We start from the raw sequence: 15783 nt of genomic DNA on the forward strand, positions 1-15783 counted from the left end.
GCTATATTAATCAATGCACTAATTAGTACACTTATCAATATATTATTCGTTGCATTCAATCATCCGTCTTTAAATGGCGTCCCCTAGGGGATTCGAACCCCTGTTACCGCCGTGAAAGGGCGATGTCCTAGGCCTCTAGACGAAGGGGACTAAATGATCTTTTACAACTTCAAACAAACAATCTATGTGAACACTGTCAGGAACTTCGTAAGGAGGTGATCCAACCGCAGGTTCCCCTACGGTTACCTTGTTACGACTTCACCCCAGTCATGAATCACACCGTGGTAAACGCCCTCCTTTCGGTTAAGCTATCTACTTCTGGTGCAACCCACTCCCATGGTGTGACGGGCGGTGTGTACAAGGCCCGGGAACGTATTCACCGTGACATTCTGATTCACGATTACTAGCGATTCCGACTTCATGGAGTCGAGTTGCAGACTCCAATCCGGACTTAGACGTACTTTAGGAGGTCCGCTCCAGATCGCTCCTTCGCTTCCCTTTGTATACGCCATTGTAGCACGTGTGTAGCCCTGGTCGTAAGGGCCATGATGACTTGACGTCGTCCCCACCTTCCTCCGCTTTATCAACGGCAGTCTCCTTTGAGTTCCCGGCCAAACCGCTGGCAACAAAGGATAAGGGTTGCGCTCGTTGCGGGACTTAACCCAACATTTCACAACACGAGCTGACGACAGCCATGCAGCACCTGTCTCATAGCTCCCGAAGGCACTCTCTCATCTCTGAAAGATTCTATGGATGTCAAGACCAGGTAAGGTTCTTCGCGTTGCATCGAATTAAACCACATGCTCCACCGCTTGTGCGGGCCCCCGTCAATTCATTTGAGTTTTAACCTTGCGGCCGTACTCCCCAGGCGGTCGATTTAACGCGTTAGCTCCGGAGCCCAAGGGACATGCCCCCAAACTCCAAATCGACATCGTTTACAGCGTGGACTACCAGGGTATCTAATCCTGTTTGCTCCCCACGCTTTCGCATCTCAGCGTCAGTATCTGTCCAGAAGGCCGCCTTCGCCACCGGTATTCCTCCACATCTCTACGCATTTCACCGCTACACGTGGAATTCTACCTTCCTCTACAATACTCTAGACGACCAGTTTTAAATGCAATTCCCAAGTTGAGCTCGGGGATTTCACACCTAACTTAATCATCCGCCTACATGCCCTTTACGCCCAGTCATTCCGATTAACGCTCGCACCCTCCGTATTACCGCGGCTGCTGGCACGGAGTTAGCCGGTGCTTCTTCTGTAATTAACGTCAATTACTTGGCCTATTAGACCAAGTACCTTCCTCATCACCGAAAGTACTTTACAACCCTAAGGCCTTCTTCATACACGCGGCATGGCTGCATCAGGGTTCCCCCCATTGTGCAATATTCCCCACTGCTGCCTCCCGTAGGAGTCTGGACCGTGTCTCAGTTCCAGTGTGGCTGGTCATCCTCTCAGACCAGCTAGAGATCGTCGCCTAGGTGAGCCATTACCCCACCTACTAGCTAATCCCATATGGGTTCATCAAATGGCATGTGGCCCGAAAGTCCCACACTTTGGTCTCGCGACATTATACGGTATTAGCAGTCGTTTCCAACTGTTGTCCCATTCCATTCGGCAGATCCCCATACATTACTCACCCGTCCGCCACTCGTCATCAGGTGCAAGCACCCATGTTACCGTTCGACTTGCATGTGTTAAGCCTGCCGCCAGCGTTCAATCTGAGCCATGATCAAACTCTTCAATTTAAAGTTTGATGCTCAATAACTGTTTCTGACATATTCAAATGAATCTTCAGTGTCACTTATTAAGACTTGATTTTTTTAAGTCCGTAGACTTTAATTTCTTTGTCCTAACAGTGCCCACACAGATTGTCTGTTCTTAATTTTTAAAGAGCTGACAGCGTTTCGTTTTGCTGTCTCAAGGGTTGCGTATACTACGCTTTCCTTTTTAATCTGTCAATAACTTTTTTCATCCTTTTTTTCAAATTCTGAAAATCGTTTCAACCGATTCACTAACTTTTCCAACTTAACCAACCGCCTTGCTTTAAGGCTTTGCGTTACGTCAGTGGATGCGCATTATAGACATCTTCTCGTTTAGATCAAGTCTATTTTGCATTTATTTTTTCAACTGCTCATTTTTTATCTTACTAGGTAATTCAGCTAAACTATCAATTATCCAGTCTGCCTGTGTCTCAGCCTCTGGTGTTAAAGGATCTCCTGTCTTTACAAGCACTGTTTTTTTAACACCAGCATTTCTACCAGATAAAAGGTCAGAAACACGATCTCCAACCATATATGAGTTAGCGACATCAATATTTAAATCTTGTTGAGCAGTTAAAATCATTCCTGGTTTTGGCTTACGGCAATCACAATTAGTATAAAGAGGGTCATGAGGACAATAATATACTCCGTCAATTTCCACACCTCTATCTATTAGGGACCAATCCATCCACTCTGTTAGGGCGTCAAACTGCTCTTGTGAAAAGATACCTCTAGCAATACCTGATTGATTGGTGGTAATGACAAGTAAAAAACCCATTTTTTTTAATTCAAGCATGGCCTCTATCACACCATCAATAAAATCAAAATCATCAATTTGATGTACATAATTATGATCAATATTAATTGTACCATCACGATCAAGAAAAATTGCAGGCTTCATTTATTACTCTATATATCTATTATTTGTATGTATGTAGCATAATATCTATTGACTTAGATGTCTAGACGTCTTAACATTTCTAAATCAATTTTTTGCTTGAATTCTTTTATGATAAGACTTGAAAATATTTCTAAAACATTTATCCACAATAAAAAAAACATCGAAGCACTAAAGGATATTAATATTAATGTTCCTGCTGGGCAAGTATATGGTGTAATCGGTAAATCAGGTGCAGGAAAAAGTACCCTGATTCGTTGTATTAATCTATTGGAAAGACCAACAAGTGGTAAAGTTTTTATCGATAATCAAGAGATAACTGGATTATCTAATCATCAGTTAATCTATATTCGCCGAAAAATAAGTATGATTTTTCAACACTTTAACTTATTGTCTTCGAGAACAGTCTTTGACAATGTTGCGTTTCCATTAGAATTAGATCGCGTACCTAAAAAACAAATTAAAGTAAAAGTGAATCAACTTTTAGAGTTAGTTGGTCTAACAGACAAAGCCAGTGTATATCCGGCTAATTTGTCAGGAGGACAAAAACAACGAGTTGCTATTGCAAGGGCATTGGCTAATGATCCAAAAGTATTGTTATGTGATGAAGCAACCAGTGCTCTAGATCCAGAAACAACACGTTCTATTCTAGAATTGTTGAAAAATATTAATAAAAAATTGGGTTTAACAATCTTACTTATTACGCATGAAATGGATGTTGTTAAACAAATTTGTGATCAAGTTGCAGTAATAAGTGATGGAAAATTAATAGAGCAAGCATCCATTGGAGAAATGTTTTCTAATGCTAAAAGTGATATTGCAAGGCAGTTTATTCAAGCTACATTACACTTAAATATTCCTGATGATTACTTAAAAAGATTATCTCCGATTCACGAAGAAGGACTGAATCCATTATTAAGATTAGAGTTTTCTGGTGTTTCAGTTGACTCACCACTATTATCCCAAGCAGCAAAAGAGTTTAATATTGATAATAATATTATTAGCGCGCAAATGGATTATGCGGGAGGCGTTAAATTCGGTATTATGTTAACTGAAATGATCGGATCTCAACTTGCTACAAAAAACGCAATTCAATTTTTACAAAATAATAACACCAAAATAGAGGTTCTCGGTTATGTCTAGTTTTTTACCTTCTTTTAAACCTTTCGAGACTTTATTTCGGTTTTTATCACAGTTTGATTTCTGGCATAGTTTTGTTGCATTTTGTTCGCAATTTAATGGCTTTAACGGAAGTATGCTTATAAAATTGGCACAAGCAACAGATGATACTATTTATATGGTTATCTTATCTGGTTTTTTTGGTTTAGTTATCGGGTTACCTTTAGGTATTTTATTATACACGACTCGACAAGGCCAAATTTTAGAATGTAGAATGGCAAATTCAATTCTATCATTTGTAACCAATATCTTCCGTTCAATTCCATTTATCATATTAATTGTATGGATTATTCCATTTACCTATATTGCAATGGACCTACTAACAGGAACAAAAACCTTTCTTGGTAAACAAGCTGCAATCGTGCCACTAAGTATTGCCGTTGCCCCGCTAATTGCTAGAATGGTAGAGAATGCATTATTAGATGTGCCAAAAGGATTAATTGAAGCTGCTCGCTCTATGGGAGCAACACCATTACAGATTATTTATAAAGTATTATTACCTGAATCATTGCCTGTATTGATTAATAGCATGACAATTACGCTTATTACGTTAACAGGTTATATTGCAATGGCTGGTGCAGTCGGCGCTGGTGGACTTGGGCAACTAGCTATCCAATATGGTTATAATGGCTATAAATTAGCAATCATGAATACTGTACTTGTTATACTTATTATTATTGTGTTTATTATCCAGTTTATTGGTAATAAGCTTGTAAAACGCGTTACACATCACTAACTTTTGACAAGGAAAAAAGATATGAAATTTAAAAAACTGGCTATAATTACAACTCTTGCAAGTGTTTTTTTTCTGAGTGCTTGCGATAAAAAAGATGAAGCTGCAACTAGCCCTGCTTCTCCAACTGCTATTTCTTCAATTAAAGTTGGTGTAATCTCGGGCCCTGAACAAGAAGTCGCTGAAGAAGCAAAACAACAAGCAAAAGATCTATATAATTTAGATGTGGAACTTGTCGTATTCAATGATTATGTTACACCAAACCAAGCATTAAACGATGGACTTATAGATGTAAATGGATTTCAGCATAAACCTTATTTAGATCAACAAGTCGCTGAGCGTGGTTATAAACTAGCCATTGTTGGTAACTCATTTGTTTATCCAATTGCTGCTTATAGTAATAAATTAAAACCAATAACAGATAAACCAGCTGATGCAAATGGCGTCGTCGTTACTTCACCTCGCGGGGAATCATATTTTATTGCAGCGAATTCAACGATTGCCATTCCAAATGATCCAACAAACCTAGGTCGCGCGCTATTATTATTACAAAAACAAGGCTTAATTACTGTAGATCCTGAAAAAGGTTTACTACCAACAGTAATTGATATTACTAGCAACCCTTATAATCTAAACATTATCGAAATTGAAGCTCCAATGTTGCCACGTTCTCTTGATGATGCACAAGTAGATTTAGCAATAATTAATAATGCATTTGCTGGCCAAGTGAATTTAACACCAAGTAAAGACGGAATCTTTGTTGAAGATAAAGACTCTCCTTATGTTAATATTCTTGTAGCTAGAGAAGATAATAAAGATGATCCAAACGTCATTAATTTTGTAAAAGCATACCAAACAGATGCTGTTGCAGAAAAGGCTAATGAAATATTTAATGGTGGTGCAATTAAAGGCTGGTAATGCTTTAATTACATCGAACGTATAATTACTAAACGACTTAAATGAAATAGCAAATTTGCTATTTCATTTTTTATCTAATATGATTAATTTGACACCAATCGGTACAATCCATTCACCATATAAAGAAAAATTTGGAGTTCCAAGACAACCAAATCTTGTCCCACTAGGAAAAGGAGAGTTACATCTCTTACCTCCATTTAATAATCCTGAATGTGTGAAAGGATTAGAGCAATTTTCACATTTATGGTTACTCTTCATCTTTAATCATACAATCGAACAAGGTTGGCAAAATACAGTTCGTCCCCCTAGATTAGGTGGAAATGAAAAAGTCGGTGTTTTTGCAAGTCGTTCAACATTTAGACCTAATCCAATTGGATTATCAGCAGTTGAGCTACACGATATTATTAATGTTAACGGACAGATTATTTTAAAATTGGGTAGTGTCGATATTGTTGATAAAACTCCAATCATTGATATTAAACCTTATATTCCTTATAGTGATTGCTATCCAAATGCGGCGGCAAGCTATGCGAATAATAAACCACTTCCATCATTAACCGTTATATTTTCTAATAAAGCAATCGAGCAACTAAAATCGCTACCAGAATTGCAAGAACTAATTATTCAGGTTGTCTCACAAGATCCTAGACCTGCATATAAAAAGAAGTCGACGCGACCACAAATATTTGGAATAACATTAAGTAACATGAATATTCGTTTTGAAGTAGAAAACAACATAGCAACAATTATAGACATTAGTTAAACACCATATATGGTTATCTGCTCCTCTTGGAGAATATATTATTTTTAATAGCATCTTCTTCAAATACGGGCTCAATTTCTTCAATATGCTCATCGGGTAAAAAAATATAATCATCAAAATCATTGATTTTATCTGCAATTTTTAAACTATTACCAATTAATAGCGTTTTATGTGCATAAATAAAATCTTGAGAATAAGTATCAGTTGTAGCAAATCCGATTAAACAAATGGTTAAAAGAGAACTTAATAAGATTTTCATAATACATACTTCAAATAAGAACTAAATGCTCTTTAGATATAAATCTATGTTAATAAAGACACAACAAATTTAACAAATTCTTGATTAATGATTTTCAAAATAGCCCTATCGTAAAGAAATATTAATGCTTCAAATTCGATAGAATAAATAAACATAAACTTATTTTTTGAATAATGGCATATCGTAGAAGAGATAGACAAAAGAAAAGCGCTTATTCCTTTTGTCTTAATAAGGGTAAAATTGAATATGAAGTAAATTACTCAGTTACACCATTTTTAAAAATAGCTAATTCCCTAAAATCATTATTTTCATTACAACTAGTTTGACCATTTGCAATATTAACAATGAGATCTATAAATTGTTTTAATAATTCAAGCATCGGAGTCCCTTCAACTAATTGACCAGCATTAAAATCAATCCAAGTTTGCTTTTTCTCTGCCAATGCGGTATTGGTTGCAATTTTTACTGTTGGCACAAATCCGCCATATGGCGTCCCCCTTCCCGTAGAAAAGAGAACCATATGACAACCAGCAGCAATTAGTGCACTAGTCGCCACCGCATCATTACCTGGTGCTGAAAGTAGATTTAATCCAGCACAAGTTAAACGTTCTCCATATTCTAATACATCAACAACTTGGCTATTACCCGCTTTTTGAGTACATCCTAAAGATTTATCTTCCAGTGTCGTAATTCCGCCCGCTTTATTACCAGGAGAAGGATTCTCATAGATCGGTTGATTATGTTCCATAAAATAACGTTTAAAGTTATTAACCATATTAACTGTTTTTTCAAAAGTTGGTTGATTAATACAGTGTGACATTAAGATTGTTTCAGCACCAAACATTTCAGGTACTTCAGTTAAAACACTTGTTCCACCATGAGCGATAACATAATCAGAAAATTTTCCTAATAGTGGGTTAGCAGTAATTCCTGATAAACCATCAGAGCCACCACACTCTAAACCAAATTTTAGTTCGCTTAGCTTACCGGTTACTCGTTTATCATTCCTCATTTTTTGGTAAAGTTGATTAAGATGAGCGAGACCCGTAGCTATTTCATCTCGTTCTTCTTGTAAAATCATAAAGCTAACGCGTTCAGAATTATAATCGCCTAATGTTTCGCGAAAAGCTGCTAACTGATTATTTTCACAACCGAGGCCAACAATAAGGACGCCACCTGCATTAGGATGCTTTACCATGTCTTGTAAAATAGTTCGTGTATTTTGGTGATCCTTACCTAATTGAGAACAACCATAAGGATGAGCAAGTACATATACATTCTCGAACTGTTCACCTTGTGCGGCTAGCTGTGCAATAAATTTTTTACTTATTTGTTGAGCAATACCATTAACACAACCAACCGTTGGTATAATCCAGAGTTCATTTCGAATCCCCACTTCACCATTTTCCCGACGATAAATTTTAATTTCTCGATCAGAGAACTCACTCGCTATCGCTATCTTGGTCGGTTGATATTGGTATTCTTGTAACTCGCCAAGATTGGTTTTTACATTATGAGTATGGACATGTTCTCCTACTTGTATGATGGTAGTAGCATGGCCAATCGGGAAACCATATTTAATCACATTCTCATTTAGACTAATCGTTTTAATGGCAACTTTATGCCCAGAAGGAATATCTTGCAAAACGGTTATCAGCTTATTATTGATAGATAAACTATCACCTTTATTTAAATTTTCCAATGCAATAATAACATTATCGTTATCATTGATTTTAATAATATTTTTCATACTGTTAGTCTCAACACTCACTAAAATATTCAATACTGGCTCACAACCAAATTTCATTAAGACTGAAAATTATCGATTGCATCATATATCTTATTTCAGGTGGAATTTATCAGTAATCCACCTGAAATTTACCACTAAACTAAATAAAAAAACGATTAACCAATTTTAATGACAGATTTCAATCGACTAATTGGATCATCCGCCATATCTTTAAAAGCCTTTTGAGCATCTTCAAGTTCATATACATCAGTGATAATACTTTTAACGTTGCATTTACCTGATTTCACTAAATCAATCAATTCAATAAAATCCTTTTTCAAAGCATTACGAGAACCCGATACATCTAACTCTTTAGTTTGAATCTGAGTAAAGGCAAAATCCAGCTTTTGCTTACTAACGCCAACTAAACCAATTCGCCCTCTAAATGCCGCAGCATCAATACAATTTTGGAATGTTTGTGGCAAACCAACACATTCAATACAAACATCAAAACCGTCCCCATTAGTAATCTCTTTAACTCTGGTAGCAAAATCCTCTTTATCAGTACGAATCACGCCAGTGGCACCAATCTCGAGGGCTTTATCTAAACGGTTTTGCATCATATCACTAACATAAACCTCAGCACCTTTTAGTTTTGCTGCCATTACAGCAAATAAACCAATTGGACCTGCACCAACAACTAATACTTTATCCCCTTCTTTAACTGCTGTTCGCTGAACAGAATGGTAACTGATACAGAAAGGTTCAATCATAGCAAGCGTTAAAGCATCTAACCCCTTACCATCATAAATACGTTCAATAGGCATACTATAATATTGACGGAAAATGCCATCTCGCTGAGCACCTAAGGTTTGATTACTCGTACAGCAGTTCACAAATCCTCTTCGGCAGGAATAGCATGTTCCACAATTAAAATAAGGATTCGCGGTAACAATCATACCTTTTTTAATGCCAAACGTGTTTTCTCCAACTTCGACAACTTCAGCTGAAAATTCATGTCCAGGAATCCGAGGATAGCTCGCATATAAAAAGGTGCCTTTATAAGTTCCCATATCGGAACCACAAATACCACCATAAAGAACCTTCAAAATAGCCTCGCCTTTTTGCAAAACAGGCTTTTCCATATCTCTAATTTCAACTTTTCCTGGCTCTGGAATAACAATATATTTCATACTAGACATGTGTTTGCTCCTTGATAATTAATTCTGTGGGATAATAGCTTTAATATCATTTGATAAAATTGCTGTCAGATTTGCTGTCACTAAGTCGGTAAGACCTGGAATATTATTTAAATCTTGTTCCCAGTGATCTGACATACCTAATACGTTAGAAACTAATTTTTTTACATTACTCTGATATAACGGATGCCATTCATTAAAACGATCTAATAATGGTTTATCATCAGTGAGTGGAATAACTTGTCCTTGATATTCACCACGATAAAACGCAATCAAAGCAGCTAATGAGAATGAAATATATTTTGGTGGTTGATTAAATTTTTGGCTATAAGTCAGCAATTGCGGTAATAAACGCGTTTTAAATTTAGTTAATGAATTAAGCGATATAGCAATAAGCTCATGTTTAATAAACGGATTTCTAAATCGATTCAATACATCATGTGCAAATTGATTAAGTTCATCTTTATCCAAAGATAATGTAGGAATCACTTCTTTATTTAAAAGATTTTTAATAAAACATTCGATTTGATTATCAGACATTGCTTGCCCAACAGTACGAATACCAGCAAGATATGCGACAGGAACCATTGCCGTATGGGCTCCGTTAAGTATGCCAACTTTACGTTCTTTATAAGGTTTAATATCATCCACAACTAAAATATTTAGATCTACTTGTTCAAGTTTCAATTTATCCTTAATCCAACTCGGACCCTGAATAACAAAGAGATAAAAATATTCTGCCGTATCCAAAAACTTATCTTTGTAACCGAGCTCTTGCTCTAACTTATCTACTTCGTCTTTTGGATAACCAGTAACAATACGGTCAACTAATGTTGAACAAAAAGTATTTGCTTCATTAAGCCAGTTGATAAAATCTGTACTTAAATTCCACAACTTCGCATAATCAATAACATACTCTTTTAATTTCTCACCGTTATAATCAATTAATTCACAAGGAATAATAATTAATCCTTTCTCTTTTTGACCATTAAAATATTTAAAGCGATGATGTAAGAATATTGTCAATTTTGCAGGAAATGTTGCTGGTGGTGTATCTGATAGCTGATCTTTATTATTAAATGCAATCCCAGCTTCGGTGGTATTTGAAAATACAAACTCTAATTCAGGATTTTCAGCACATTTCAAATATTGTGCAAACTCTTCATATACTGACAATTCACGATTAACAGAATAGATAATACGAGGAACGGCAACAGCGTCTCCCTGTTCATTAATACCTCTAATGACTGTCGTATATAATCCATCTTGCTCATCGAGTTTTGGCTGGTGACTATCAATCGGACGAACAATGGTGATACCACTATTGAAATCTGTTTTTTCATTAAGATTATCAATAATCCAATCAATAAAAGCTCTTAAAAAATTGCCTTCACCGAATTGAATCACTTTTTCAGGATAAACAGGACCTGAGAAATTTTGGCGATTAAGTTGTTTAGTCATAATACAGGGCTCTCTTCTCTTTACATAGTGTACGGTTAGTAAAGAGCACTATATCTTAGCTAATCAGAGTCACTTAAATTTGTTGTGTATTTCGTGCCTGACATTTCACTTTTTTGTTTTTTATCTGTTTTTTATTTTTAGAGAACGATCAATCGATTCACGCATCGACATTTTAGCGGTATTAAGATGCTTACATAATGCTGCTATCGCTTTCGTTTCATCTTTTTGTAACATTGCACTTAATACTGCAATATGCTCGCTCACAGCAACACTATTGCGTTGTTTCAAGTCACTATTATCCCACTGATAATGAAAATGAAAGATTACAGAAATTAAATCAAAAGATTGTACAAAAAATGGATTATTATTAGATGACAGAATTAATTGATGGAAATCGCGATCAAGTGTTGCAAATAAAGTATAATCATTATTAATATTTTGTTGTAAGTTTTTATGCCGCTGCAATAACTCCTTAGCTTTAGTCCAATTAATATGATCATTTTTTTGTGCCATAAATGAGCGCAAAGCAAATATTTCTAAAATACTACGAAACTCATAAAGTTTCTCTGCATAGTCTTTATCTACTATAATCAGTGCCCATTTTCCCTTTTCGTAATTATTAATTAAACCATAATGCAAAAACCGCAGTAAAAATTCCCGAACAACAATCGGATTAACTTTGGCATCTTTAGATAATTGAATTTCATCAAAACGATCACCTGGTAACAGTTTATGACTATTGATCAAGTGATAAAAATAGTTCTCAAAATGCTGATCCTGTACTTCTCGTTCTTCAAAAATACCATTCATTTTGTCTTGTTCTGTTGGCTTACGTTGTAGGTAATATTGCTCATCTACCTGATTTAAAACACCTGTATCCGATAAGTGTACTAAGACCGCTCGCATTGTAGTTCGACTGACATTAAACATATCAGCAAGAGTAATGAGTGGTGGTAAGGGAAAAGTGAGAATATTTTTTAATACACAATCAATAAATTGGTTAATTGTTCTTTGTCGTAAAGTTGGATTTCTGCTCATATATTAGTTTCCAATATAGAATCGTCGTTGGAGACTTTAGATTTAGGTTTTAGGTAGATTACCAAACTTTTAATTATCATAAACAAATACGGTAATTACCGTATTTGTTTACTAAGAACATTAAGCTTGTTTCGCTTCAATTGGTTTAATATCTTTTAACATAAACATATAAACTAATGCACCAATTGCGCAAGCACTACCTGATACAATAAGTGCATACATAAATGAACCAGTTGCACCAATAATATATCCAGTTACAATTGGACCCAAAAATCCACCGCAGTTTGATACAGTATTTTGAATACCACCAAGGACAGATGTCATATTTCGTGGAGCGATATCGGCAGGTAAACACCAAATTGCAGATCCTGCAAAAGCTAAACCGACATAAGATACACAAAGTAACAACATCATAATTGACATAGAATCAACCAACCCAGCAAAAGCGATACTTGTTGCAACTAGCATGCCTCCAACTAGATTAATTTTTCGTGCAATATTAAGATTATTTGTTTTGATAAAAACAAAATCTAATAACCAGCCGCCAATCCATTGACCTAAAACACCGCATAATGGAGGGAGCATAGCAAAAAAGCCCATTTCAGTAAAACTTAAACCGCGTTCATTTATTAAATATGTTGGGAACCAGGTAATAAAGAAATATACCGCGTAGTTAAGCATGAAAAAACCAATACACATTGCAAGAACATTTCTGTATTTCAATAACTCATACCACTTCATTGGTTGAATTGTATCAATACCTTCTTTTTTTACTTGTCCATCACGGATATATTTAAGCTCGGCTTGACTAATATTAGGATGTTTCTCTGGATCTTGATAAACAAGCAGCCACCATACAACCCAAATAAAACCTAATCCACCACAAATAAAAAATGCAGCATGCCATCCCCATTGCGCAATAATCCACACGACTAATGGCATAGCGAAGGCGGTACCAAATCGAGATCCACTATCAAATAGAGCTGTAACTCGTCCTCTTTCTCTATCTGGGAACCATTTTGCCGCTACACCACCATTACATGGATAAGCTGCTGCTTCACCTACTCCCATAAAAACACGTGCAAAAATAAATCCAGCAGGTGATGTTGCTAATGCTGTCGCAGCTGTAGCCAAAGACCACCAAGCTACCGAGCCTGCTAAGGTTTTGCGTTGTCCAAATCGATCAGCTAAAAATCCCGCTGGAATCTGACAACAAGCATAGCTTAAGAAAAATGCAGACATGATCCAGCCCATTGCTTGTGGTGAAATATTGAGATCGGATGCAATCATTGGTGCAGCTGCAGACATAACTGTCCGATCTAAATAATTGATCACAATAGCAAATAGCATTAATGCTGCGATATGAAAACGAATATGACTTTTTTGCTTCGGCATAACAACCTCATCTAATAAAATTATTATAAAACAAATAATTGAAACATTATGGTAATAATGCTTTACGCATTCTAATGGATGAGGAGAGAGCAACTAGAAATAGTTATGTTGATTGTGCAATGCTTAATACTTTTCTGTTTTTAATGTGTTTTTAATTATCTTAATGTGATAACAAAATATTATAAATGACAGCATAAAAACAAAATTAATCTAGTTCTCGACAAATCTCTTAAAAAAAGTTATATTTAGATATCTAGACGTCTAAACGTTTAAATGGATAGATAATTACAGTATCAGATAAGGAGTTAACTTATGCCTATTTGTATTCCCGATACATTACCGGCAGTTGATGTATTGCGTAATGAAAATGTATTTGTGATGGCGGCTAGCCGTGCTAAAACTCAAGAAATCCGCCCATTAAAAGTACTATTTTTAAATCTAATGCCTAAAAAAATAGAGACCGAAAATCAATTCTTACGTCTGTTATCTAATTCCGCATTACAGGTTGATATTCAGTTATTGCGCATAGATCAAAGAGAGTCAAAAAATACACCAGTTGAACATTTAGATAGTTTTTATTGTGATTTTGATGACATTAAAAATCAAAATTTTGATGGATTAATTATTACTGGAGCACCATTAGGTAAGGTGCAATTTGATGATGTCGTATATTGGCCGCAACTGGTTAATATTATTGATTGGGCGAAAGAGCATGTTACATCAACATTATTTGTTTGCTGGGCAGTCCAAGCTGCATTAAATATTTTATATGGCTTACCAAAATTAACGAGAGAAAAAAAATTATCTGGTGTTTACTCTCACAATATTACAGACCCTAAAGCTATCTTAACTCGTGGGTTTGATGACACATTTTTAGCCCCTCATTCGCGCTATGCTCATTTTCCATGTAATATCATCCGAGAAAAAACAGACCTAATTATTCTGGCTGAATCAGAAATAACGGGGGCTTATTTAATGGCAACTCAAGATAAACGAATGGCATTTGTTACAGGTCATCCTGAATATGATTCATTTACCTTAGCTAACGAATATTTCCGTGATATCAGTGCTGGAATAAATCCAACAATTCCCGAAAACTATTTTCCTGAAAATAACCCAGAAATAGCAGCTAAAGCAACTTGGCGCAGTCATGCCTATTTATTATTTAGTAACTGGTTAAACTATTATGTTTACCAATTGACACCTTACGATTTAAATACTCGTAATTTAACTATTGATGATTAAAAATAATTATCGGCAAATAATAAAACTGATCAGAGATCTAATAGTAACTCATACGATAAATAGAGTTTAATCTCCATATTATTTTTAAAGGGGTAGCCGCCCCTTTAAACTTAAATTCATTTAATCATGTAGCCAAAATTACAGCCTTTTCGATTCAATACTGTATTTTGCACAACAATATCGTTATAATCACTCACTACAATGTAATAAATCAACCAAGACAGGTAATTGTACTAATATGGACTTTATTGTTAACGAAATTATGCCTTTTGTGAAAAATCACCCGTTTTTATCATTAGGGTGGATTATTCTTTTTGTTGTCATTATCTATCTCACAATTAAAGCTAAATTGACAAAAGTTAAAATTGTCAGTAATGCTCTAGCGATTCATATGATGAATAAAGAAGAGGCTATTATTGTCGATCTTCGATCTGCTGACAATTTTAAGAAAGGGCATATAACAGAAGCCTTAAATATTCTGCCGGTAGATATTAAAAACAGCAGTATCAAATCAATTGAGAAGTATAAACAATCACCTATTATCTTAGTTGATGATAACGGTTTGTCAGCTAATGCATCTGGAGACCTTCTTTATAAACAAGGATTCGAACAAGTGTTTGTCCTAAAAGATGGTATTGCAGGTTGGAATGGTGAGAATTTACCATTAGTAAAAAAATAAAATGAATAAAGGAAAAAAATCATGACCGAACAAAATAATGCTCAAACGCAAGAAAACAATTTTGCTATTCAGCGTATTTATATTAAAGATATCTCATTTGAAACACCTAATGTTCCACAAATTTTCCAAAAAGAGTGGAAACCTGAAATTAATATTGAGCTAAATACATCATCACACCTAATTGTGGAAAATGTATATGAAGTTTCTTTGCGTGTTACATTGACAACGAAATCTAATAATGAAGTTGCTTATATTTGTGAAGTAACTCAAGCAGGAATTTTCTCTGTACAAGGATTCTCAGGTAACCAGTTACAACATTGTTTAGGTGCTTTTTGCCCAAATATTTTATTCCCATATGCGCGTGAGACAATTTCTAGTTTAGTAAATAAAGGTACATTCCAACCAATTAATCTAGAGCCAGTTAATTTTGATGGCTTATTTATGAACTATTTACAGCAACAACAAAATACAGCTAATAGCCAAGCTGAAAATCCGGCTAACAGTAATGAACAGTTACAATAATTTA

14 protein-coding genes, 1 tRNA gene and 1 rRNA gene are annotated in these 15783 nt (G+C 35.4%); 7 read left to right on the forward strand and 9 right to left on the reverse strand.

All coding sequences use genetic code 11. The features are described 5' to 3' along the window. Positions 1–74 precede the first annotated feature (74 nt). The 3 genes from RHO11_08260 to gmhB all read right to left on the reverse strand — a co-directional run bounded on the left by RHO11_08260 (position 75) and on the right by gmhB (position 2662). Positions 75–150 (reverse strand) — tRNA-Glu (locus RHO11_08260). Positions 151–208: 58 nt separating this feature from the next. Beyond that, a 16S ribosomal RNA gene (locus RHO11_08265) occupies positions 209–1746 on the reverse strand. A 370-nt stretch (positions 1747–2116) separates the two neighbouring features. Beyond that, positions 2117–2662 carry a D-glycero-beta-D-manno-heptose 1,7-bisphosphate 7-phosphatase gene (gene gmhB, locus RHO11_08270; GenBank protein WVD60491.1) on the reverse strand — a complete coding sequence of 182 codons (546 nt, stop codon included), beginning with the start codon at positions 2660–2662 and terminating at the stop codon, positions 2117–2119. Positions 2663–2770: 108 nt separating this feature from the next. Between gmhB and metN the strand changes: the two genes are divergently transcribed. The 4 genes from metN to tsaA all read left to right on the forward strand — a co-directional run bounded on the left by metN (position 2771) and on the right by tsaA (position 6252). Further along, the gene (gene metN, locus RHO11_08275) at positions 2771–3802 is read left to right on the forward strand and encodes a methionine ABC transporter ATP-binding protein MetN (protein WVD60492.1); all 1032 of its coding nucleotides are present in this window, start codon (positions 2771–2773) and stop codon (positions 3800–3802) included. Beyond that, a complete protein-coding gene (metI, locus tag RHO11_08280) occupies positions 3795–4574 on the forward strand; it encodes a methionine ABC transporter permease MetI (protein WVD60493.1) in 780 nt (259 codons plus the stop codon). Before metN ends, metI begins: the two co-directional genes overlap by 8 nt. A 21-nt stretch (positions 4575–4595) precedes the next feature. After that, a complete protein-coding gene (gene metQ / locus RHO11_08285; GenBank protein WVD60494.1) occupies positions 4596–5489 on the forward strand; it encodes a methionine ABC transporter substrate-binding lipoprotein MetQ in 894 nt (297 codons plus the stop codon). 79 nt (positions 5490–5568) lie between these two features. Then, positions 5569–6252 carry a tRNA (N6-threonylcarbamoyladenosine(37)-N6)-methyltransferase TrmO gene (tsaA, locus tag RHO11_08290; GenBank protein ID WVD60495.1) on the forward strand — a complete coding sequence of 228 codons (684 nt, stop codon included), beginning with the start codon at positions 5569–5571 and terminating at the stop codon, positions 6250–6252. Between the two features lie 13 nt (positions 6253–6265). Here the strand turns inward: tsaA and RHO11_08295 are convergent, their stop codons facing one another. From RHO11_08295 to RHO11_08320, 6 genes are all read right to left on the reverse strand, one after another. After that, entirely contained in the window at positions 6266–6511 is a 246-nt protein-coding gene (locus RHO11_08295; protein ID WVD60496.1) for a hypothetical protein, read from the reverse strand. Positions 6512–6767: 256 nt separating this feature from the next. Next, positions 6768–8318 carry an altronate dehydratase family protein gene (locus RHO11_08300; protein WVD60497.1) on the reverse strand — a complete coding sequence of 517 codons (1551 nt, stop codon included), beginning with the start codon at positions 8316–8318 and terminating at the stop codon, positions 6768–6770. 98 nt (positions 8319–8416) lie between these two features. Next, entirely contained in the window at positions 8417–9442 is a 1026-nt protein-coding gene (locus RHO11_08305) for a zinc-binding alcohol dehydrogenase family protein (protein WVD60498.1), read from the reverse strand. 18 nt (positions 9443–9460) lie between these two features. Beyond that, positions 9461–10900 (reverse strand): tagaturonate reductase, encoded by a 1440-nt coding sequence (locus RHO11_08310; GenBank protein WVD60499.1) that lies wholly within the window; start codon positions 10898–10900, stop codon positions 9461–9463. 120 nt (positions 10901–11020) lie between these two features. Further along, a complete protein-coding gene (locus RHO11_08315; protein ID WVD60500.1) occupies positions 11021–11938 on the reverse strand; it encodes a GntR family transcriptional regulator in 918 nt (305 codons plus the stop codon). Positions 11939–12058: 120 nt separating this feature from the next. Continuing rightward, positions 12059–13333, reverse strand: coding sequence for an MFS transporter (locus RHO11_08320; protein ID WVD60501.1), 1275 nt, complete (start codon positions 13331–13333; stop codon positions 12059–12061). 312 nt (positions 13334–13645) lie between these two features. On the opposite strand from RHO11_08320, the gene metA reads away from it, so the two are divergent. From metA to secB, 3 genes are all read left to right on the forward strand, one after another. Then, positions 13646–14578, forward strand: coding sequence for a homoserine O-succinyltransferase (gene metA / locus RHO11_08325; protein WVD60502.1), 933 nt, complete (start codon positions 13646–13648; stop codon positions 14576–14578). Between the two features lie 238 nt (positions 14579–14816). Beyond that, positions 14817–15257 (forward strand): rhodanese-like domain-containing protein, encoded by a 441-nt coding sequence (locus RHO11_08330; protein WVD60503.1) that lies wholly within the window; start codon positions 14817–14819, stop codon positions 15255–15257. Positions 15258–15278: 21 nt separating this feature from the next. Next, the gene (gene secB, locus RHO11_08335; GenBank protein ID WVD60504.1) at positions 15279–15779 is read left to right on the forward strand and encodes a protein-export chaperone SecB; all 501 of its coding nucleotides are present in this window, start codon (positions 15279–15281) and stop codon (positions 15777–15779) included. Positions 15780–15783 lie beyond the last annotated feature (4 nt).

The organism is Orbaceae bacterium BiB, from assembly GCA_036251205.1.
Lineage (GTDB): Bacteria > Pseudomonadota > Gammaproteobacteria > Enterobacterales > Orbaceae > Orbus > Orbus mooreae.

Bases quoted from the DNA above. Each gene is read 5' to 3' on its own strand.
- gmhB (WVD60491.1), bottom strand. From the start codon at position 2,662: ATGAAGCCTGCAATTTTTCTTGATCGTGATGGTACAATTAATATTGAT.
- metN (WVD60492.1), top strand. From the start codon at position 2,771: ATGATAAGACTTGAAAATATTTCTAAAACATTTATCCACAATAAAAAA.
- metI (WVD60493.1), top strand. From the start codon at position 3,795: ATGTCTAGTTTTTTACCTTCTTTTAAACCTTTCGAGACTTTATTTCGG.
- metQ (WVD60494.1), top strand. From the start codon at position 4,596: ATGAAATTTAAAAAACTGGCTATAATTACAACTCTTGCAAGTGTTTTT.
- tsaA (WVD60495.1), top strand. From the start codon at position 5,569: ATGATTAATTTGACACCAATCGGTACAATCCATTCACCATATAAAGAA.
- RHO11_08295 (WVD60496.1), bottom strand. From the start codon at position 6,511: ATGAAAATCTTATTAAGTTCTCTTTTAACCATTTGTTTAATCGGATTT.
- RHO11_08300 (WVD60497.1), bottom strand. From the start codon at position 8,318: ATGAAATTTGGTTGTGAGCCAGTATTGAATATTTTAGTGAGTGTTGAG.
- RHO11_08305 (WVD60498.1), bottom strand. From the start codon at position 9,442: ATGTCTAGTATGAAATATATTGTTATTCCAGAGCCAGGAAAAGTTGAA.
- RHO11_08310 (WVD60499.1), bottom strand. From the start codon at position 10,900: ATGACTAAACAACTTAATCGCCAAAATTTCTCAGGTCCTGTTTATCCT.
- RHO11_08315 (WVD60500.1), bottom strand. From the start codon at position 11,938: ATGAGCAGAAATCCAACTTTACGACAAAGAACAATTAACCAATTTATT.
- RHO11_08320 (WVD60501.1), bottom strand. From the start codon at position 13,333: ATGCCGAAGCAAAAAAGTCATATTCGTTTTCATATCGCAGCATTAATG.
- metA (WVD60502.1), top strand. From the start codon at position 13,646: ATGCCTATTTGTATTCCCGATACATTACCGGCAGTTGATGTATTGCGT.
- RHO11_08330 (WVD60503.1), top strand. From the start codon at position 14,817: ATGGACTTTATTGTTAACGAAATTATGCCTTTTGTGAAAAATCACCCG.
- secB (WVD60504.1), top strand. From the start codon at position 15,279: ATGACCGAACAAAATAATGCTCAAACGCAAGAAAACAATTTTGCTATT.